Annotated in this window: 15 protein-coding genes; 8 read left to right on the top strand and 7 right to left on the bottom strand. The window is 61.7% G+C overall.

Going from position 1 to position 20,497, the window contains the following annotated elements; genetic code table 11:
* Positions 1–69: 69 nt before the first annotated feature.
* Positions 70–537, bottom strand: coding sequence for a VOC family protein (locus tag APH28_RS01675; protein WP_060507310.1), 468 nt, complete (start codon positions 535–537; stop codon positions 70–72).
* 110 nt (positions 538–647) lie between these two features.
* The gene (locus APH28_RS01670) at positions 648–2,267 is read right to left on the bottom strand and encodes an NADP-dependent glyceraldehyde-3-phosphate dehydrogenase (protein WP_060507309.1); all 1,620 of its coding nucleotides are present in this window, start codon (positions 2,265–2,267) and stop codon (positions 648–650) included.
* 135 nt (positions 2,268–2,402) lie between these two features.
* On the opposite strand from APH28_RS01670, the gene APH28_RS01665 reads away from it, so the two are divergent.
* Positions 2,403–4,004: a bifunctional diguanylate cyclase/phosphodiesterase gene (locus APH28_RS01665; RefSeq protein WP_060507308.1), complete on the top strand. Its 1,602-nt coding sequence runs from the start codon at positions 2,403–2,405 to the stop codon at positions 4,002–4,004.
* A 9-nt stretch (positions 4,005–4,013) separates the two neighbouring features.
* Here APH28_RS01665 and APH28_RS29055 read toward each other — a convergent pair whose 3' ends face one another.
* Together APH28_RS29055 and APH28_RS29050 are read right to left on the bottom strand one after the other, a co-directional pair.
* Positions 4,014–5,582 carry a leucine-rich repeat domain-containing protein gene (locus APH28_RS29055; protein WP_256248308.1) on the bottom strand — a complete coding sequence of 523 codons (1,569 nt, stop codon included), beginning with the start codon at positions 5,580–5,582 and terminating at the stop codon, positions 4,014–4,016.
* Positions 5,583–5,660: 78 nt separating this feature from the next.
* Positions 5,661–7,619 carry a dermonecrotic toxin domain-containing protein gene (locus APH28_RS29050; protein ID WP_256248306.1) on the bottom strand — a complete coding sequence of 653 codons (1,959 nt, stop codon included), beginning with the start codon at positions 7,617–7,619 and terminating at the stop codon, positions 5,661–5,663.
* Positions 7,620–7,964: 345 nt separating this feature from the next.
* Here APH28_RS29050 and APH28_RS01655 point away from each other — a divergent pair, with 345 nt between their 5' ends.
* The 7 genes from APH28_RS01655 (at position 7,965) to APH28_RS01630 (ending at position 15,070) form a co-directional block, all read left to right on the top strand.
* The gene (locus APH28_RS01655) at positions 7,965–9,122 is read left to right on the top strand and encodes a hypothetical protein (RefSeq protein WP_060507307.1); all 1,158 of its coding nucleotides are present in this window, start codon (positions 7,965–7,967) and stop codon (positions 9,120–9,122) included.
* A gap of 73 nt (positions 9,123–9,195) precedes the next feature.
* A complete protein-coding gene (locus APH28_RS01650; RefSeq protein ID WP_060507306.1) occupies positions 9,196–10,314 on the top strand; it encodes a glycosyltransferase family 61 protein in 1,119 nt (372 codons plus the stop codon).
* A gap of 192 nt (positions 10,315–10,506) precedes the next feature.
* Positions 10,507–10,683: an EPS-associated small membrane protein EppA gene (gene eppA / locus APH28_RS28805; protein WP_177334206.1), complete on the top strand. Its 177-nt coding sequence runs from the start codon at positions 10,507–10,509 to the stop codon at positions 10,681–10,683.
* A gap of 287 nt (positions 10,684–10,970) precedes the next feature.
* Positions 10,971–11,522, top strand: coding sequence for a polysaccharide biosynthesis/export family protein (locus APH28_RS01645; protein ID WP_060507305.1), 552 nt, complete (start codon positions 10,971–10,973; stop codon positions 11,520–11,522).
* Between the two features lie 25 nt (positions 11,523–11,547).
* Entirely contained in the window at positions 11,548–12,666 is a 1,119-nt protein-coding gene (locus APH28_RS01640) for a hypothetical protein (RefSeq protein WP_060507304.1), read from the top strand.
* Positions 12,667–12,686: 20 nt separating this feature from the next.
* Positions 12,687–14,252: a Wzz/FepE/Etk N-terminal domain-containing protein gene (locus tag APH28_RS01635; RefSeq protein WP_060507303.1), complete on the top strand. Its 1,566-nt coding sequence runs from the start codon at positions 12,687–12,689 to the stop codon at positions 14,250–14,252.
* A gap of 11 nt (positions 14,253–14,263) precedes the next feature.
* Positions 14,264–15,070, top strand: a complete 807-nt coding sequence (locus tag APH28_RS01630; protein ID WP_060507302.1) for a CpsD/CapB family tyrosine-protein kinase — start codon at positions 14,264–14,266, stop codon at positions 15,068–15,070.
* 43 nt (positions 15,071–15,113) lie between these two features.
* Here the strand turns inward: APH28_RS01630 and galE are convergent, their stop codons facing one another.
* The 3 genes from galE to APH28_RS01615 all read right to left on the bottom strand — a co-directional run bounded on the left by galE (position 15,114) and on the right by APH28_RS01615 (position 20,283).
* Positions 15,114–16,076: a UDP-glucose 4-epimerase GalE gene (galE, locus tag APH28_RS01625; protein WP_060507301.1), complete on the bottom strand. Its 963-nt coding sequence runs from the start codon at positions 16,074–16,076 to the stop codon at positions 15,114–15,116.
* 75 nt (positions 16,077–16,151) lie between these two features.
* Positions 16,152–18,752, bottom strand: coding sequence for a cellulase family glycosylhydrolase (locus APH28_RS01620; RefSeq protein ID WP_060507300.1), 2,601 nt, complete (start codon positions 18,750–18,752; stop codon positions 16,152–16,154).
* A gap of 4 nt (positions 18,753–18,756) precedes the next feature.
* Entirely contained in the window at positions 18,757–20,283 is a 1,527-nt protein-coding gene (locus APH28_RS01615) for an O-antigen ligase (RefSeq protein WP_060507299.1), read from the bottom strand.
* Positions 20,284–20,497: the final 214 nt, after the last annotated feature.

Below are 20,497 nucleotides of genomic sequence, written 5' to 3'. Positions count from 1 at the left end.
TTTATAGAATCCGAGCCGTTGCATTTCGTCCGGCGCGGGCAAAAACGCCAACGCCGGATGTCACCCTCCTCAGTTGTCGCCAAACATCTTCGCCGCACGGGCACGTATCTGGTCGGGGCTGAGGTCTTCCTTGTGGGTGGAGACGAACCACATATTGCCGAACGGGTCTTTCAGCGAGCCGCTGCGGTCGCCGTAGAACTGGTCCTTGACTTCATGCAACTGTGTAGCCCCCGCCGCAATGGCCTGGGCATAGACCTTGTCGCAATCCTCGACGTACAAATGCAGACCCACCGCAGCGCCGGCGAGTTTCTGGCTGGCGGTCAGGCCGCCCTCCATGTCGCAGGGGGCAGCGAGCATCAGCGAGGAGTCGCCGATGCGCAGTTCGGCGTGACCGACGCGGCCGTCCGGGCCTTCGAGGCGGAACATTTCCGTGGCGCCAAAGGCCTTCTTGTAGAACTCGATAGCCTTGGCGGCGTCGTTGATGGCCAGGTACGGGGTGATGCTGTGCTGGCCTTCGGGGATGGGTTTGACAGCCATTTGCGAATCTCCTTTGCAGTGGGCGCCGATGGGCGCCCTGATGCTTAGAGTCGTCTGCGCAGATGGAAAATCGACTAGGAGGCTAGATCGATTTTCTATAAGCGCGACCGTCAGAAGATGTAGTCGGTGGTCAGGAAGCTTGATTGGCGGTTACGGATGATCTCGCTGATCAGCTCTTTGTTGGCTTCCTGGAAGCGGGTTGCGACCAGGGTGCGGATGGAGAACACGCGCAAGGCATCGTGTACCGACAGGGTGCCTTCGGCGCTGTTCTTGCGGCCATTGAACGGGTAGGTGTCCGGGCCGCGCTGGCACTGGGCGTTGAGGTTGATGCGCCCGACCTGGTTGGCAAAGATGTCGACCAGGCTGCCGATGGTTGCCGGGTCGTTGCCGAACAGGCTCAGCTGCTGGCCGTAGTCGGAATCGAGCACGTAATCGATCACGGTTTGCAGGTCGCGGTAAGGCACCACCGGCACCACCGGGCCAAACTGTTCCTCGTGGTATACGCGCATGTCCCGATTCACCGGGTAGAGCAGGGCGGGATAGAAGAATGAGCCGCGGCTCTGCCCGCCACCTTCGTTGAGCACTCGTGCGCCTTTGGCCGTGGCATCGGCCACCAACTGATCGAGGTAATCGACCTTGCCCTGTTCCGGCAGCGGCGTCAGCGCAACGCCTGGCTCCCAGGGCATGCCTGGCTTGAGCGCGGCAAGCTTGCGCTGGAACTTGTCGAGGAAGGGTTCAACCACATCCTCGTGGACGAACAAGATCTTCAGCGCCGTGCAGCGTTGGCCATTGAACGACAGTGCGCCGGTAACCGCCTCTTCCACGGCATTGTCCAGGTCCACCTGGGGCAGGACGATGCCGGGGTTCTTGGCGTCGAGGCCCAGAGCGGCGCGCAGCCGGTGCGGGCGTGGGTGCAGTTTCTTCAGGTCGCTGGCCGCCTTGTGGGTGCCGATGAAGGCAAATACATCGACTTTGCCGCTGGCCATCAGCGCGCTGACCGTTTCCCGGCCGCGGCCATAAATGACGTTGATCACCCCCGGCGGGAAGCTGTCGCGGAACGCTTCGAGCAGTGGTCGGATCAGCAGCACGCCGAACTTGGCCGGCTTGAACACCACGGTGTTGCCCATGATCAGCGCCGGGATCAGCGTGGTGAAGGTTTCGTTCAGCGGGTAATTGTAGGGGCCCATGCACAATGCCACGCCCAGCGGGGCGCGGCGAATTTGGCCGAGGGTGCCTTGTTCGAGCTCGAAGCGGCTGGAGCGGCGGTCGAGGTCCTTGAGGGCGTTGATGGTGTCGACGATGTAGTCGCAGGTGCGGTCGAATTCCTTTTCCGAATCCTTGAGGTTTTTGCCGATTTCCCACATCAGCAGCTTGACCACGGCCGTACGCTGCTCGCGCATGCGTGCGAGGAAGGTTTCCACATGCTGGATACGTTCTGCCACGCGCATGTTCGGCCAGGCCCCGCGGCCCTTGTCGTAGGCGTTGACCGCCGCGTCCAGGGCGGTGAGGGCGGTGTCGGCGTCGAGCAGTGGTGCGCTGCCAAGCACGACCTGGCGCTCGCCGTCCGCTTCTTTCAGCCAGACCGGGCTGCGCACTGTGGCCAGCGGCCCTTCCCAGCGTTTGAGCTGACCGTTCACCAGGTAGTCACGTTGTTCCAGCGGGTTACCGAGACGCCAGTGTTCGGGAATGTTCTCGGCGGTCGGAAACAGCGAATCGAGCAGATGATCCATGTACTGCACCTCACGTGTCTGGGCGGGTGAAACGCTTCAGCTTCGAGCATGCACCCTGGGCAAGAAAAACACCAGTCTGGCTCAATATTGCGCGCAGCGCGCCGATACAGGGGCAATCGCCCACACTTGCAGCTTATGATCCCGTCCAATTTCCCGATGACCCACGAACAGAAACCGACGACCGGCACGCTGCGTCGCGCCCTTTGCCGCTTGTTGCCGGTCGGCGTTTCCCTGGCCGGCATCGGCGTGTCCATGGTGCTTGGCCACGTGGACATCCAGCGCCAGCAGAGCCAGCAGGAGGCAAGCCTGTTCCACTCGCCGCTGTTCTGGTTCGCCCTGGCCTGCAGCGGCCTGCTTAGCCTGTTCATCGCGCAGATCAACCGCAAGCAGCGTCAGCTGCACCAACGCAACCGCGAATTGCAACGCTCGCAGGCGCAGCTGGAGCGCCTGGCGCATTACGACACCATCACCGGCTTGCCTAACCGGGTGCTGTTCCAGCAGCAGTTGGCCGAGGCCACCGCCGAGGGCCATGGCCTGGCGGTGCTTTTGCTGGATATCGACGGTTTCAAACAGGTCAACGACAGCCTCGGTCATGCCATGGGCGATTTGTTGCTGCAGCAGGCAACGGCGCGTTTCCTGCAGGAGCTCGACAGCAGCGACCGAGTGTGTCGGCTGGGCGGCGATGAGTTCGTGTTCATGCTTCAGGGCACCCAGGGTCAGGTCAGTCATCAGCTCCAACAGCTGTTGCGTTGCCTGCAGCGGCCGTTCGACCTCAACGGCAATGCCGCACTGGTGACCGGCAGCATCGGGCTCGCCTGGTGCCCGCAACATGGCGAAGACGTCGGCAGCCTGTTGCGCCATGCCGACACCGCCATGTACGCGGCCAAGGAAGGCGGCCGTAACGCCTGGCGCCCGTATCACCCAGACATGACGGCACGGCTGCACCAGCGCCTGGAGCTGGAACGTAACCTGCGTCGGGCGTTGCAGGATAACGAGTTCGAATTGTGGTACCAACCGAAGGTCGACCTGTTCAGCGGTCAGCTGGAGGGGGTGGAGGCACTGCTGCGCTGGCGCGACCCGGAACATGGGCTGATACCGCCCGGCGAGTTCATCCCGCTGGCCGAACGCAGTGGCCTGATCATTCCCCTGGGTGAGCGCGTGCTTGACCTGGCCTGCGCACAAATGGCCGCCTGGCGCGCCGCCGACTGCCTGCCGGGGCCCATGGCGGTCAACGTGGCGGCGCTGCAGATCGAGCGCAGCGACTATGTCTCGAGCCTTGCGATGGCACTGGAACGCTATGGCCTGGCACCCAACCTGCTGGAAGTCGAAATCACCGAGAGCCTGCTGATGGAAAGCCAACAACAGGCGTGCGCAGCCCTGGCCCAGTTGCAGGCGATGGGCGTCGCCACGGCGGTGGACGACTTCGGTACTGGCTATTCGTCGCTGGCCTACCTGCGCGCCTTGCCCATCGACCATCTGAAGATCGACCGGGCGTTTATCAAGGATTTGCCCGATGACGATGATGCAGTGGCCATCGCCCGGGCGATCATCGACCTGGGGCATGCGCTGGGTTATCGCATCACCGCCGAGGGGATCGAAACCCAAGAACAGTATGACTTCTTGCGCAATGCCGGGTGTGACCAGGGCCAGGGCTACCTGCTGGGGCGGCCGATGCCGGCCGCCGAATTGCAGAAGTGGGTGGTGCGCAACCCGCTCCGGGCGCGGGTGCCGCGTTAGGCAGGCCGGCTACAGCACGATGTCGAACAGCTCATGAGCCGGGCGCTCAAGGGCCTGCTGGCGCAACGGCAGGTTTTGGTCGATCACAGTCAGGCGGCGCCAGAATTCCGCATGGGCGCGTCTTGGGTGTGACGTAAAGGGTTCAAGGTCGAGCAGCCGCCGCAGGCCTCGTCGGTACTGCAGCGGTAGACGCCGCCAAATTGCCCGTTCAGCGCGGCCGGTACTTTCGAAGAATTCATCATAATCGCTGTCGTCCACCAGCAGATCCACTTGATGTGCTGCGTTGTAGGCCTCGACTTCATCGTGCATGCGCGGGCTGAGCCAACGGCTTTCAAGGCGCAGGGCCTTAGCGATCCGCTGCGGTACATGAAAATGCTCAGGAAGTTGTTGAAACTGGTTATCGCCCAGGTCGAGCGTCACCGGTGTGCTGGTGATGCGGTCGAGCCCGCGCGGCAATTCGGTCAGTGCGCAGTTGTCCAGGAACAGCGTGAACAGGCGCGGCATCGGGCTTAGGTCGGGTGCGCGCAGCAACGGGTTGCTGCCCATGTCCAGCACGCCCAGGTTAGTGAACTGATCGAACACGTGCTGCGTGTTGTCATCCCAGGTAATGCGATTGTGGTCAACGTCCAGCCATGCCAGCTCCTCGGGATTGGCCAGGCGAGGCAAGCGAGCGAAGCGGCAATGGCTCAGCAGTAAACGCTTGAGTCTGGGGAAGCGTTCGGAGAACTCGGCGGGTAGTTGGCTCAAGTTGCGGTTGCCTTTGAGCGATACATGTTCAATGTGGGTGAAATCGTCTGGCAGGGCCAGGCTGGACAGGTCACGGTCCTCCAGGTCAAGGCGTGAAAGGTCGAGGCTGTAGATCATGTTGTCGTGGCCCAGCGGCAGCCTGGACAGGCGTCGCCAGGCATTGATGATGCGGACGACGGCCTCCTGTCGCCGATGCGGGTAGTGTGGGTCGGGGCGTGCCCATTCGCCCAGGTCGCGACGCAGGGTTTCCAGGCGGCGTTCGAGGTTGCGCATCTCCACCGTGGGTGAACGCCCTTGCAGTTGCCAGTCATTCCTGGCATGGAGAAAATTCTGATCGGTCGCGGTGGGGTACAAGCGGCGGTAGCGGGTCGCCAGAGGGGCCTGCAGAAAAAAGCCGTCGGGTACTGGCTCGCGACCGCCACGCAGCCCTGCGCGGGCAAGTCGGCGCTGTGCGCCGGCACCCCAGAGGCGCTGAAGCAGATCACTACGACGAGGCTCGGTCCAGGCCAGTATGCGCTGACGCAAGGTATTACCATCCGTGGTCGGGAAGCCCAGCGCCTTGCGATACGCATTGGGCAGTGCCTGTTCGATTGCCCTGCACAGGTCCTGATCCTGACGCGCCGGTGCGGGGCGTTCGCCCAGATCGGCCTCATAACCCTCGGCGGACTTGATGACGCGGCAGACCTTGCCGGCCAACGGGTTTCCGCTGCTGTCGAGCAGCGGGCCTTGCGGGCTCCCGGCGCGCAGCTCCAGGCGCAGATCCATGGGCCATTCAGGGAGGTCATCGAGGTAGCTGAATAGCAGCCGTTCACTGTCGATTGTCGCTTGCACGGGCACTACCAGTTGCTCCAGTGCGCGCACCAGCGGCCGTTCGCGGTGACCCGGCAGAAGCGGTTGTGCGGCTTCGCCCTAGGGCAGCTCGACGTGCGCACCCGTTGCCAGGCGCTGCAAGGTTTCGAGCATCAGCTTGGGCGCTGGCTGGCCTTCAAGGTGTACCTGCCGCAAGCGGTTGGCGTCGACCCCACAGATGCGCCCGGCCAGCTCCAGTTGCTCCGGGGTATAGGCTGCGTAAGGTTCGCCCAGGCGTTTTGCCAACACCGCAAATGGCCACTGCTGTGGCTGTTCGTGGGCAGCACGCCATGCGCCCTGACCGTTGTGCTCCAGTGGCGGTTGGTAAGCGTGTGCTGCATCGGGATGAACGATCCGCCATTGCTGGAGGTTGGGATCGAAACGCTGTTGATAGAGTTGGCCATCCATGCGCATGTAATGGCTGCCGTCCTGCAGGTACTGGCCTTGCGCATTGGGTTGCAACCCTTCTGGCAGGGGCTTAGGGCTGCGGTAGGGTTTGAGGTCTGGCTGCCAGAGACGATAGCGGCCATCGCTGCTGTGAACTTCCTGCAGGTTGTCCAGCAAGGGGCTGTTGAACAGCTTTGGCACGATGTGGCCTGCGGTTGCCAGGCCGCCGATCAGGGCCAGGTTAAGGCCGACGGCTTCGAGGTGCTGCAAGGCCAGGTGGCGGTCGCCTTCGAGCCAGGCTTCATAGCCTTCGTAGACTTCGCCGAGCAACTGGCAAGCCGTCACGGCCAGCATCAGGGTGCCGATGGCGGGGATGAAGAAGCCGGCCAGGTTGAGTACATCCAGGCCAAGGTCTTCCCACGCTGCGAGGCGTTTGGCGCGGGCCTGGGCGTCGGCCACGGCAGTGGGAACGGCAAGTTGTTCGGCCTCGCTTTGCAGGCGGGCCAGGTGCAGGTCCTGATAGTAACCAAAGGGGTCGCCGTTGATGGCCTTGAGGGTGGGATGCAGGTCGGCCGGGCTGGCGTTGTCCAGGTTCTGTTGCAGCACGTCGAGGAAGCGCGCTTGATCGGCCTGGCTCAGGTAGGCCTGGAAGCGTTGACGGCTTTCTGGCTCGCGCAGCAGGGTTGCCAGCACCTGATTGACGCTGTCCAGATTGGCACAGGGGTGCAGGGCAGCGGTTTCGCCGGGCAAGTAGAGCAGCCAACCCGCGTCGCCGGCCTCGATCAGCATCACTTCGTGCAGCGCTATGCCGAACAGGGCCAGTTGCCAACACGGCACTGTGCCGTACTGCACGAGCTGCTCGACTTGATCGCGTGCCCTGCCGTTCAATTGCTGACGCAGATAGGCCAGGTCTGCAGCCAGGCGCAAGCGGTCCTGTTGAACGGCAATGGCCTGAGCGCGCACCTGAGGTGCAGCGAAGTATTGCCGCAGATGGGCCTGGTAGGCGGCACCGAGGTCGAGGTCGCGGCAGCATTGTGCAAAAGCCTCAGGTGTGAGCGCGAGGCGCTCGACCTGATACTGCTCCGAAGCCAGTGCAACTACCTCGGTCGGCGTTTGCGGGCCAGTCACAACGCTGCCGTGCACCTTGATGGGCGTCACATGGATTGCGCCGCTGAGGGCGAGGGCACTCTCTTGGGTGAACGTCTCGTCATCGGCAAAGTTCTGCAAGGCGGCCTGCAGCAAATTGTCACGACGATGGCTGTACAAGTAGCCCACTACACTCCAGTTCCAGTTGCGTTCGACGCGAAGCAGTTCGCTGCCGCGCAGCGGGGCCGTGAAGCCGAGCTCGGCCAGGCGTGCCTGCAGCAGCGGTTCGGCAAATTCGCTGATCTGCTGCAGGCCTTTGAGCGAGCGTGCCAGCGTGGCTTGTGAATACAACAGGCGAGTGTGGCTGGCCTGTACGGCTTCACGCAGGTCGGGCGCGGCGTTGTTGTACCAGTCCTGATCGAATGCGGCGAAGCGCTGGCTGCGGCGCAAGGCGTGCCAGTGCTGGGCTGTGGTGTGGCGGGTCCAGGCGGGCAGTTGCGTTGCGATCAGGTCTTCATGAGGCGAAGCGGTAGCTGGGCTGGCCATATCGAGGCTCCTTTGTTGAAAGGGGCCATCAGGCAGTATTAACGAGTGCTTGCGGTGGTAGTGGAGTAGCGCAACTTTCAAGGCGTTGACACAGCGTTTATATATAGCAAAAGCGTTACTGGAAGCCTGCCCATGCAAGGGAAATTGACGCCATTAATTACGCTTGAATGCTGTCAAAATGCCGCTTGCCAAGCAGCGAGACTGCATCTTAAATTATTACTTAATGTGAAGGCGCTATCTCGACGCTGATGAGTTATAAATCAACGTGTTATGCAGGTTTTGCAGCGCTGCTTTATTGTTTTTCGATCAGCCCCGTTGACAACATCAAAGGACGTCGAAGCAAACATGAAAGAGAACTTGGCGGCTGTGGCGCGAAAAGTGATCTCGCCTTCCATGCGCTACGAGATCCGGACTGTTTCAAGCAAGTTACGCGAACTGCTGGCCCGTGCGTGCGTCTGGCGTTGGGAAGTCTCGCGTTTCCGGCTGCAGCAGGCCAGCCCCTACGAGATTCTTTATATCGGCAGGAAGCAGCAGCGCGAAATGGCCAAGCTGCTGATTGGCGGCAAGGACCAACAGCCAGCGGCTGAGGTTGCCGACCCGGCTGCCCCGGCGGCGAGCCGGCATGTGGTGGTGGTGAGCGAGATGCCCACCTCGGGTTCCTTGACGGTGCCCCACTACCTGAGCGCGGTGGTGCCCCTGGGGCGTTCGCTCGACGACATCACCGCCCGTTACGACAGTGAACTGCGTCGCAGCATTCGCAAGAACCGCCCGCTCTACCAGATGCGCCAGACACTGGACGATGCCGAGATCGCCATGGCCGATCAACAGCTGCTGCGCCCCTATGCCACGGCCAGGCAGGGAATTCATGCGGCGCAGTTCCCGACCGACGAAGTGTTTCGTCTGGCCAAAGGGGTAGGGCGCCTTGATCTGATCACCTGCGGCGACGAGGTGATCGGCTGTCATCTGGGCTGCGAAATCACGCGTGATGGCAAACGCTATTGGAGCACCCTGCGTTTCGGTTATTGCGAAGCGGTGTTCTCAGACCCGAAAAGGCTGCGCGAGGTCAACTCGATCACCACCTTTATGGCCCTGGAATGGGCCTTGGCCAACGGCTACGACTATTACGATATCGGCCTGTGCCTGGCCAGGCCGGATGACGGCCTGCTGAAGTGGAAGCGCCGGCGTGGTGGTGATATCGACGAACTGGGCAACTACTCCTACATGTTCATCCGTTTGCCCCGTACGGGGACGGCGCAGTTTCTGTGGGACACGCCGTTGTTCGCCCTCGAGGGCAACAAATTGACGCTTCACCTGGGGCTGCCGGAAGGGCCCAGTGATGATGAAGTCGCCAGCCGTTATCACGAAATGGTGTTTGGCGGCCTGCACAAGATCTACCTCTACGGCGCCAGCAGCAGCGGCGAGCCATTTCTGCAGAACCTGCGCAGCCGTTATGCAACGCTGCAGTCCCCGCCCATGATGGAAAGGGTCGTCGTTTCCAGCTGAACCGTCTCAAGGCATGCCAGGAGTGTGTGCCTTGCCTCAGGCCAGACACCTGTCACATCGGGAGGGGCGTTTCATGGGTAGTGGTATTTCAAGCTTCAGTGGCGCGTCGGCTGCCAGCCAGAACACCTGGACCCTGGCGGCCTACCAGCATATCGCGCGCAAGCGCCTGGCACGCAAGGCAGACATCGATATCAAGCGTGTCGCCGAGAAGTCCTGGGATATCGCACCTGGCGAAACCACGGTATCGCCACCGGCATTCTATCTGCCCAACCAACTGGAACGCGTGACGGGCTGGGAGGCCAAGCGCTTTTATCCCTATGTGCACCCCGCGCGCACCATGGAAGGCGGGATCACCCTCGAGCAGGGCCCTACCCGGGGCCACCTGCTCAAGGATGTCTGGCTGATCGACGGCGCGTTGTACAAGGGCAATGCCAGCCATTGGCTGTCGTTGAAGCCGAGCCGCTTCCCTGGCATCACGGTGGATCACGAAATCGACCGAGGGGCCATCTACTGCACCCAGAATGGCAATACCTGGTTCGGTACCTGGCTGATGGAAGACTGCCCCACCTACGCGCTGGCCTGCGACGAAGGCGTGCCGGTGACCACGGCGCCTTCGGCCCGCTACCCGCTGTTCAGCCAAGGGCCGGCCTATGAACGCTGGCTTGGCATGCAGCCACTGCGTACTCGTGGCGCGTTTTTTCGGGAACTGGTGCTGTTCGATGACCTGAGCAATAACCGCAGCCGGTATGCACGCTACCGCGCCATGGGTGACAAGTTGCTGTCGCACGTCGACTCGGCACCACATCCTGGGGTGTTCATCCTGCGTGGCAGCGATGGCGACCTGCGCCTGATGCGCAATGAGCTGGAAGTGGCCTCGCACCTGCAGAAGTACCGCGGCTTTCGCATCATCGACCCGATGAAAACCGATGTGCCAGGCATCGTTGCCGCCTGCGCGGGGGCGAGGACGGTGATCGGTGTCGAAGGCAGCCAGCTGGTGCATGGCGTCAATGTACTGCAGCCCGGCGGTTCGATACTGGCACTGCAGCCGCCAAACCGGTTTGTGAGCTATTACAAATACCTGACGGATCGCGATCACCAGCACTTCGGTTTCGTGGTCGGGATACCGCGAGGTGAAGGCTTCACCGTCGATATCGATGAAGTGGAGCAAACGCTGGACCTCTTCCCGTATTGAAACGCGTTCTGGCGGGGTGCAGAACCCAACAAATTCATGCTGACGGCATTTTGACGAGGTCAGCCCCGGTCCATTGAGATTTATTATGGTGTCGGATCATTGACGTAATGTCATTGTGCCCATAAGCTCAAATCAACAGCGATACAGTCTGCCGCCAACTTAATAACAACTTTCCTCTCTGAGGGTGCGAATATGCGCTCGACTCTGCTCATCAAGTCTTTCTTCTTGTTGGTATTATTGACTGGAGCAGCGCGAGCGGCCGACTCTTACTTGACCGAAAATACCATTGTTCCGCTGTCCACGGCGGTGTGGTTGTTCGCGTCTGCGGTGATCGGTTTTATTGCGGTGGCGAACAGAAAGAAGATCTAAGTTGTTTCATTTTTATCGCGATGCCAATGCGTTGACGCTGAATCGCAAGCATTAACGGTTTTAGGGGTGGCCGATGCTTGTCAATTTTACAGCTGTTGCTATATTCCAGTAGCCAGCGCCCTCGGCGCTGACAGCGGTTAAAAAGGCAGGCAGGGCGGCATCGCGGTAAAGGGCCTCCAGGATGGGTGAGGCCGTCGCAGCCAACGCGCTGCGACGTGGAGCGAGAGGTTCGTCGTTGTACTCATTCAGTGCTCTTAACCTGGGCCGACTGGCCGGAGGGATCCCTCATGGTACGTTTGCTGATGTCCGTTCTCTGCGCCCTGGTGGTCGGGTCTGGCACCGCCGCCGCCGACACTTCTTCTTCTTCTTCTGCTTACCTGTTAAGCCCTGGCGACAAAGTGATGATCTCGGTCTGGCAGGAAGATACCCTGCGTCAGGAAACCGTGGTTCTTCCCGATGGCAGTATCACCTTCCCGCTGGCAGGTCGCGTGGATGTCGCCGGCCTTGAAGCCACCGCTGTGGCAAGAAAGATCGAGACCGCACTGAAGCCCTACCTGGCCCAACCGAATGTCAGCGTGGTGGTCACCAGCACGGCTGGCAACCTTGTGTATGTTCAAGGCAAAGTGATCAAGCCCGGCCCAGTGCCTATGGCCGGCCCTACGGCAGTGCTTCAGGCCTTGAGCATGTCGGGCGGAATGGACAAATTCGCCGACGAAAGTGCCATCAAGGTCATCCGCGGCCAAAAGGTCATGCCGGTGCGTTACAAGGATCTGGTTTCTGGGCGTGACATGTCCACCAACTTCCAACTTCAGGCTGGCGATACGCTGGTCGTACCCTGACTCTCCTAATAATTAAGACCGACTTGTGCCTATCAATAAAACGACGAGTGTTGTAACGGCAATCATGATGATGCCGTTCTCCGGGGTGGTTGATGCCGCCAGCTGGCAGTCTTCAGTCGCGGTTCCCACGACTGTCGAGTACGACAGCAACCCATTGCTCCTGACGTCCAAGGAGAAAGGTGTGACGCGTACCATCATTGCGCCTGATTACACCCTGGTAGGTCAGTTCGATCGTGACCAGTTGCGCCTGGGCGTGGGCATGCATGTGCTGCGCTCATCCGACCGCTCGGTGATGGATGACCGCGAAGACCCCAACTTCAGCCTGGGCTGGCAGCGCGAAACCGAAAGCGGCGGCTTTGGCCTGCTGGCGCAATACGATGAAAGCTCGACGCTTTCCGGCGCAGTCCAGGATACCGGTGTGGTAACCACCACCGACGGCACCCAGAAAATGACCCGGCTCTCGGGCAACTGGAGCAGCGCGGTGACCGAGCGCAGCACGCTGGCCAACGAACTTCGCTACGCCCATGCCAGTTATGACATCAGTACGCTGACCGGTTACGACGAGTACGCCAACGAATTCACCTGGACCTACGCCTGGAGCGAGCGCACCGACATCATCAGCGGTTTCGAAGCCCGGCGTTACGAGCCAGATGACACCACCAGGGCAGTCGCCACCAACAGTTATGTTCCCAGCATTGGCCTCAAATACCAGTTCTCCGACAGCCTGGTCGGTGCCATGCATGTCGGCGTCAACCAGACTGACGGTGTCGGTACCCAGCGCCGTCGTGAGGGGGGCGCATCGCTGACCTACCGTGGCGCGCGTACCGAGGCCAGCTTCAGTGCCGACCGCACCACCATGTCCAACGCTCAGGGCGGTGCGGCCGAGATGGACATGGTGCGTGGCAGCTGGAGTTACCTGCTCACTGAAACCACCCGGATTGGCGCAGATGCCTGGTGGCAGGACAGCAAAGGGCAGAACCCCAACACCCTGCAGACCTACAGCGTCTGGGCCAGCCGGGCGTTTTCGCCGGCCTGGGACCTGCGCTTTTCGTTGCTGTACAAGGAACGTCAACAGTCTGGTCTGCCCAATGCCGACGCTACCATCGCTGGTTTGACGCTGACGTACAGATACCCCGACATCTGATCATCGGATTGGTGGCCACTATGACATCTGAGTACGAGCTTTCGATCAAGGATTACATCGCCATCATCAAGGATCGCGCCTTGCTGCTGGGGGTCGTCATAGTGGTCGTGCTGGCGGCGACCGTCGGCGTGGCGATCAGCGTGCCGCCGATCTATCAATCGACCGGGACCATTCTGGTGGAGTCACAGCAAATCTCCCCGGACCTGGTTTCGGCCGGCAACAACACCTTTGCCGACGAGCGCATCGAGGTTATCCGCCAGCGGGTGATGACCCGCGAGAACCTGCTGCGGATCATCGACAAGTACAACCTGTTCGCCGACCGCGGCAGCCGCTTCAGCGAAACCGACAAGATCGAGCAGATGCGCAGTGCGATCGTGGTGGCCACGCTCAGCACCTACGTCAAGGGGCGCGGTGAGGCCACGGTGGCCTTCACCGTTTCCTACGAAGACAAACGCGCAGACGTCGCCAAGGAAGTGGCTGACGAACTGGTGTCGCTGTTCCTCAACGAGAACATGAAGCAGCGCACCGAGCGTGCCACCGAAACCACCGAATTCCTCACCCAGGAAGCCAACAAGCTCGGCGCCGAGCTGGCCGACCTGGAGAACCAGCTGGCCGACTTCAAGCAGACCCATGCCAACGCCTTGCCCGAGAACCAGCAACTGCGCATGAGCATGTTGTCGCGTTCCGAGTTGGAATTCCGCGAAGTCGACCGCGACTACAAGTCTGCGCAAGAAGAGCTGCGCTATCTGGAGCTGGAGCTTTCTGCCGCCAACGCCGGCGCCCCGACCCAGGCCGCCAATGGCAGGGCCGTCGCCCCCGATCCGCAAGACCTGCCAGGCCTGAAGGCGGAGTACGCGCGCCTGCTGACCAAGTACACCGACGCGCACCCGGATGTGGTGGCGATCAAACGCAAGATCGACGTGCTGAAGGCTTCCGGCGACCAGGGCATCGCCGCCGCCGGTGCCTCCAACCTGGACGCCGCCAGGGTACGCACCAAGATGGCTGCAGCGCAGTCGCGCATTGCATCCCTGGCCGATCAGAAGCGCCAGCTGACCACCAAGATGGAGGGCTACGAGGCCGATATCCTCGAGGCACCGCAAGTCGAACGCGGGCTGGTGACACTGATGCGCGACCACGACAACGCGCGCAAGAAGTACGAAGAAATCCGCAACAAGGAAATGGGCGCGAAGATCACCGAAAGCCTCGAGCAGGAAAACAAGGCCGAGCGCTTCGTGCTGCTGGAGCCACCGCTGATGCCGGAAAAACCGGTCAAACCCAATCGCAAGAAAATCGTCGCCCTCGGCTTTGTACTGGCCCCGGCCGCTGGCGGTGGCCTGGTGATGTTGCTGGAAATGCTCAATCAGCGCGTGCGCGGGGTCGGCGCCCTGGAAAGCGTGCTGGGCCGGCGCGTGCTGGTGGCGGTGCCGTACATCGCGACCAAGGCTGACAAGGCCAGGCGCAAGCGGCTGTTGTCGATGATGATCGGTGCCGGTTTGCTGCTGGTTGCTATCCTGTTGGTGGTCGTCCATATGTTTTACATGCCTTTGGACCTCCTGCTTTTCAAAGCTATGGCTCGGTTTGAATAGGGAGCGCAGCGATGGACAGAAGTACGCCGGCTATGGGTAAGAACATTCACCAGGTTTCGCCTGCCACGTCCGAGACGGCCCAGGTGCCTTCGGTCATGGAGAAGCCTGGCGAACTCGGGCAGTTCGATTACATACAGACCAAGGTGGTGCCGCTGAATGCGGAACACCTGGAGCGTAATCGGATCGTGTCCTTCAACAAGAACTCGAACATGAGCGGGGCGATCGACTTGCTGCGCACCCAGGTGCTGCAGGCCATGGAGGACAATGGCTGGCGCACGCTGGCGATCACCTCGCCAACACCCGAGGCGGGCAAGACCGTGCTGGCCGTCAACCTGGCCATGAGCATTGCCCACCACACCAACAAGACCGCCTTGCTGGTGGACTTCGACCTGCGCCGCCCACGGGTTGGCAGCAGCCTCGGCTTGCCGATGGAGAAGGCGCTGAACGACGTGCTCAATGGCAAGGCCTGGCTCGAAGAGGCACTGGTCAACCCGACGCTGCCACGCTTTGTGGTGCTGCCAACGCGCGAGCCGGTGCCGATGTCTACCGAAGTCCTGTCGTCGGCCAAGGTGCACACTTTGATCGGCGAACTGCGCGACCGCTATGACTCGCGGATCTGCATCTTCGACTTGCCGCCACTGCTGAGTTCGGACGACGCGATCACCGTGCTGCCGAAGTTCGACTGCGTGCTGCTGGTGGTGGCCAACGGCATGAACAGCAAGAAGGATATCGAGGATTGCCTGTATCACCTGGCCGGGGCGAACCTGGTGGGGGCGGTGTTGAACAAGGCGGATGAGCAGCCGCGGACTTACTACTGAAAGTTGAACCCTTCGCGTCAAGCCGACGCGAAGGGTTTGGTTGTCACTTCCAGGGATACTTCAGCTCCCACTCCCACGCATGGCGCACGATCTGATCCAGCGCAGTGAACGCCGCCTGCCAGCCCAGCACCGACCTGGCCCTCTCGGCATCTGCCACCAGCCGAGGCGGGTCCCCGGCACGGCGTGGCGCTTCGATGACATGGATCTGCTGCCCGGTAACCACGCGTGCCGTCTCGATCACTTCCTGCACCGAAAACCCCAACCCGTTACCCAGGTTGAACGCTGCGGTCGCACCGTCGGCCAGCAGGTATTCCACCGCCAGCGCGTGCGCCGACGCCAAGTCGGCAACGTGGATGTAGTCACGAACACAGGTGCCATCCGGGGTGTCGTAGTCATGGCCGAACACCGTCACGGCCTCGCGACGCCCGGAGGCTGCCTGCAGGATCAGCGGAATCAGATGGGTTTCCGGCTCGTGGCATTCGCCCAGCTCGCCATCTGCGTCAGCGCCGGCGGCGTTGAAGTAACGCAAGCTCACCGAACGCAATCCATACGCCCGATCGAAGTCTTCGAGCATCTGTTCCACCATCCACTTGGTGCGCCCGTAAGGGTTGATCGGCACCTTCGGGTGTTGCTCGTCGATGGGAACATATTGAGGGTCGCCGTATACGGCGGCACTGGAGGAAAAGATCAGCCGCTTGATACCAGCCCGAACCATGGCCTCGATCAGGCTCAGGGTCGCGCAGACGTTGTTGAGGTAATACTTGTCAGGATCGGCCACCGATTCGCCGACCTGGATGAACGAGGCGAAGTGGAACACCGCATCGAAGTGATAATCGCTGAACAACGCGTCCAGCGCGTGGCCGTCGGCGATATCCAGGCACACCCATTCGATGCCGGGCGCCGGCGCCTCAAGGTCTGCCACCACCACCTCATGGCCACCACGCAGCAGGTGCTTGACCATGTGTGAACCGATATAACCTGCACCACCGACAACCAAGTACTTCATCCAATCCTCCTGGAGCAGACGCAGCGTCGAATGCCTGGGATACAGGGCTTTAATGACTGTAGATGGCGATATGCCCTATTTCAAGAACAGCCAGTTGGCCATGTGCTGGCCATCGAATGTGATCAGGTAGCGGCCATCCTTGTAACTCGCCGGCAGGGCGGTTTCCTTGCCATCGCTGCTGCGACTGTAGAGCTTCAGGCCCGCCGGCGCCTTGACGCTGAGGCTGCCTTCGAGGGGTTCGACATGGAAGGGCGTGACGTCCTCGGGCCTTGGCACGGCGCGGCTGCCCAGTGAAATGAGCAGGCTGCGCGACTGGGCCAGCGGCTTGCTGTCCAGGCTCTGCACCACGACGCTGGCATAGCCGGTTTTCAGCCGGACCTGAATGTCGCCCACAGTAAGTGACTGACCGCCCAGCCAGCCGGTCGCCGCCTGCGTCATGGGCGTGTCGATGGTGTAGAGGCCCTGCTGCCAGTTGTGACGCAGTTCGCCGGTGTCGCTCACGGCTTCGCTGGCATCGCTGGCGATCAACGACTGCCCAGGGTCGTTGAGCACCTGCGCATCGGCGGGTACTACGCCGGCCTGCAGCCACGGCAACTCAGGGGTTGGCGGCATGGCGATCTGCAGGCGGCCTTTTTCCATGGCGGTGCGCAGCATCACCGAGTTGGCCGGTGAGATGTCCTGGTTGAACAGGGTGGCCGCCGTGGGCGCGAAGACGTAACGGGTCTTGGCCTGATGCACGTCCTGGCGCCGATACAGCAGGGCGGCGGCGGGTAGGGTGGCGATCAGCCCCGGGTCGTTGTAGGCATTCCAGTTGTCGGCCCGGCGCCATTGTTCGAAGAACGCCTGTTGGCTGTAGGCGTACTGCATGATCGCGTCCCAACCCTGATGGCTGCCGGTGCCGGCCACGTACAGCGGCAGCGTGTGGCGGTCGGGCAGTGGGAACGGCTCGGCGTTCCACTCGGTGACGGTCATCGGCTTGCCCAGTACCTGCGCCGCGCCCAGCCAGTTGATCATGCCGTCGCTGCTCAGCGGGTTCTTCTCCAGCTGGCCGAGGCCGCCGTAGCTGTGGGCGTCGACCACGTCACCCGCGGTCAGTGCCGGCAGCGAGGACAGGCCATTAAGGCCCCAGGTGCTGGTGGTGGCGATCGGCACCTTGACCCCGAGCGTGCGCAGGTAGCCGATCATGTCGGCGTAGAAGCGCTGCTCCAGGTCATTGAGAAACAGCTTCGACGGGCCGTGCTCCCAGGCGCGCCAGGTCTTGTCTGCCGGCAAGTCGTGGCGCTGGGCGAAGGCCTTGGCCTGGTCCATGTACAGCTGGCTGTGCTTGGGTACATCCTTGTCGGGCAGTAGCGCGTTGCCGAAGTGGTGGGTGACGTCGTTCTCGTTGGTGATCAGTACGGCGGCAATCGCCGGGTCGTCCTTGTAGGCGAGCCCTGTATAGCTGTTGACGTGGGTCAGGTATTGCTCGGCAAAACGCTTCAAGGCCTGCTGCAGGGTGACGTTGACGAACAGGTAGCCCTTCAGGCCGGCGACGCCATGGTCCTTGGGCAGCTCGTCGAAACCGTAGATGTTGTCGGCACGGGTGACCGGGCGCGAGACATGCAGGTCGAGCCAGACGTAGATGCCTTCGTCCTTGAGGCTCTTGATCCACAGGTCGATCTTCTTCAGCGACTCGGTGCTCAGCTGCTGGGTATCCTTGATCTGCTGCAAGTCACCGAAAATGTTCGGCGTCACCCAAGGGGAATCGTGGTGGTGCAGGCGCACGAGGTTGAAGCCCAGGGCCGACAAGCGCTTGGCCTGCTGCTTGATCTCCTCGTCAGGCGTGCGGAACAGTGAATAGGCCGACAGGTTGGTACCCCAGAAGCGTACCGGGGTGCCGTCGGCGAACACCAGCTGCTCACCCTCGGCCTTGACGAAGCCGCGTTTGCCGGCCGGTTTTTCCGCTGCGTTGAGGAACGACAGGTCAACCGGCGAGGTGCGCCAGTCGAGCTGGTCATCCGGCCACGTCGTGGGGTCTGCCATGCCAAAGCGTTCAGTGGCCGTCTGGCCGATGGTGATATCGCCGGTCACGGTCAGCTGCGCCTTGATCTGCTGTTGCCCGGGCTTGATCGGGTCGGTATAGAAGAAGGTGCGTATCTGGTCGGTGTTGCCCCGTTCGAAATAGACCTTGGCCAGCGGTGGCTCGAAGCGCATTTCAACGTGCGGCCCTTCGGGGTTCTTGCCCCAGGCCCAGCCGCGGTTATCGGGTAACAGCACCGGGTCGCCCATTTCCCCGGCAATCAGCGTGGGGTCGAAGCGCCAGACGATACCGCCCCCCATCACGTTGCTCTGCCGGCTGTGAGCCTGCAGGTCGAAGTCCCAGCTGAGGCTTTGCGCCTGGGGCTTCTGGATCGCGGCCTTGACGTCGAAGTCCAGGTCCTTGTTGCTGCCGGTCAGTGTGTAGCGGTAGGGGCCTTCGACCTTGAGGGTTGGATAGAACCCGGTCCAGCCCCAGTTCGCACCCCAGAAGTCAAAGCTCGACACGAAGGCCTGGCCCCCCCCGTGGGTCAGTGTCGGCAAGCCGTTCTGTTCGTCGACACGCACGATCCATTCTGATGCCCAGCCACCCACGGGCAATGCCAGCAGGCCGACCAGTAACGATGTGCGGGTCCATGTACACAGGGCAATGCTGGGCATCGAACTACCTCGGTTGAAGGCTGATGGTGGTCACCTGGCGGGGCACTGTTGCGGCGTGTCGGCGCATCATCTGTATGTAGGCGACGCTGAGCCCGGCAATCGACCAGTACACGATCGGGATGACCGTGATGCTGCTGACGGTGAAAATGGTCACCAGGATGCCCAGCAAGGTCGCCAGCAACACCCGCCCCAGCAGGCGGTGCGGGTCGGCGTTGTCGGTGATCGCGCGCATCGCCCTGTGGGTGCCGAGCAGGATGAAGGCAAAAAAGCCCATGAACAGCCCGAGCCCCACCAGGCCGATGCGCAGCGCCAGGCCGACGTAGGTGTTGACGATGTCGATGATCCCTTCGCCCTGGATCATCGATTGCATTTCCGGAGTGCTGCGGTAATCGAAGGAGCCAAACAACGGGTTGCGCTGGATGACGATCCACGAATTGTCGAGCAAGCGTTGGCGGTAGGTGATGTTCTCGGTGTCAACCTTGCCGATGAAGGGCAGCAGGTCGAGTACCTTGTCGCCACCGGGCATGATGCTCAGCAGCGGTATGCTCAACACGCCGGCCAGGGCCAGCAACGCCAGGCGCGAAACGGCTTGCTTGCCCAGTGCGATGAACACCACCAGGATCACGCCAGCGCCGATCCATGGGCCGCGCGAGAGTGGCGCAAACAGCCCCGCGGCCAGCAGCAGGGCACCCAGGTAACGGTGCGCTGGCCGTTGCACGAAGTGCTGCACGAACAGGAACAGGCCCATGGCGACGGCCATCACGTAGCCGAGCACGATGGCCTGGCCGGTGGTGACGCTGGCACGCAACGAGCCACCACGGCTCAGGTAGGCTTTCATGTCCCATTGCAGGCCCAGGGCATCGAGCAGGGCGTTGTACAGCAGCCAGTTACGTACATATTCGGCAACCCCGAGCAGGGCCAGGAGGAAACCGGCGAGGACGAACGCGAGCATGGCGTCCTTGAAGTCATTGAGTTCACGCAAGCCACGGCTGGCCACGTAGTAAGGCAGGAACACATCGATGTACAGGCTCAGCACCTGGCGCAGCGTGTCGGTCACGGTGGTTTCGCGCAGCGCCAGTGCACTGGTCAGCACCAGGCTGGCCAGCAGCAACTTGTCGGGCAGCAGGCGGCCGAAGCGAATGCTCTCGCTTTGCTTGCGCAGCGTCAGCGCCGCCGGCAGCAGCACGCACAAGGTCAGGATGCGCTGGTGGTTGATGTCGAACAGGTAGTTGATCACGCCAAAACCGGGTATTTCGGTCATGGCCGGCGGGATCAGGAACAGCAACAGGAAGAACAGCGCCAGCGGATTGTGCTCGCGGCGCCTGGCGACCAGCAGGATGACCGTGGCGGCGGCGGCATATACCCAGAAGCTGTGGGCAAAAAATGCCGCCAGGGTCAGCACAAACCACAGGTTGCGACGTCGTTTGAAGTCGGTCAGGGGGATCAGGTCCGTTGCCGGACGCCGGGCCATGAAGAAAACCACGCTGGCCACAAACAGAATGACGACCAGGGCTCTTAAATGTTCAGGCATGGGTTGTAGGCACCTATCCCTCGGTGGACTGGATGGAGGCTAGCATCGTGGCTAAATGAAACTATAGTGAGTTCTAGCCATTCGGTCAGAGATTGACGTCATGCAGTCGATTGAAGTTGTGGCGACGCGACAAGTCCAGCACAGGAGCGCCCAGCACAGGCGGGCGGTGCGGGTTATGCCTATGATTGCGAGAGGGGCACGCTGTGGCACTGTA

Source organism: Pseudomonas sp. NBRC 111124, assembly GCF_001320245.1.
GTDB lineage: Bacteria > Pseudomonadota > Gammaproteobacteria > Pseudomonadales > Pseudomonadaceae > Aquipseudomonas.
Note: the sequence above shows the minus strand (reverse complement) of the source record. Positions and strands in the feature narration are given on the sequence as shown.

Coding starts and splice junctions, on each gene's coding strand:
- APH28_RS01665 (WP_060507308.1), top strand. CDS start 2,403: ATGATCCCGTCCAATTTCCCGATGACCCACGAACAGAAACCGACGACC.
- APH28_RS01650 (WP_060507306.1), top strand. CDS start 9,196: ATGGGTAGTGGTATTTCAAGCTTCAGTGGCGCGTCGGCTGCCAGCCAG.
- APH28_RS01615 (WP_060507299.1), bottom strand. CDS start 20,283: ATGCCTGAACATTTAAGAGCCCTGGTCGTCATTCTGTTTGTGGCCAGC.
- APH28_RS01675 (WP_060507310.1), bottom strand. CDS start 537: ATGGCTGTCAAACCCATCCCCGAAGGCCAGCACAGCATCACCCCGTAC.
- APH28_RS01645 (WP_060507305.1), top strand. CDS start 10,971: ATGGTACGTTTGCTGATGTCCGTTCTCTGCGCCCTGGTGGTCGGGTCT.
- eppA (WP_177334206.1), top strand. CDS start 10,507: ATGCGCTCGACTCTGCTCATCAAGTCTTTCTTCTTGTTGGTATTATTG.
- APH28_RS01620 (WP_060507300.1), bottom strand. CDS start 18,752: ATGCCCAGCATTGCCCTGTGTACATGGACCCGCACATCGTTACTGGTC.
- APH28_RS01670 (WP_060507309.1), bottom strand. CDS start 2,267: ATGGATCATCTGCTCGATTCGCTGTTTCCGACCGCCGAGAACATTCCC.
- galE (WP_060507301.1), bottom strand. CDS start 16,076: ATGAAGTACTTGGTTGTCGGTGGTGCAGGTTATATCGGTTCACACATG.
- APH28_RS01635 (WP_060507303.1), top strand. CDS start 12,687: ATGACATCTGAGTACGAGCTTTCGATCAAGGATTACATCGCCATCATC.
- APH28_RS29050 (WP_256248306.1), bottom strand. CDS start 7,619: ATGGCCAGCCCAGCTACCGCTTCGCCTCATGAAGACCTGATCGCAACG.
- APH28_RS01630 (WP_060507302.1), top strand. CDS start 14,264: ATGGACAGAAGTACGCCGGCTATGGGTAAGAACATTCACCAGGTTTCG.
- APH28_RS01655 (WP_060507307.1), top strand. CDS start 7,965: ATGAAAGAGAACTTGGCGGCTGTGGCGCGAAAAGTGATCTCGCCTTCC.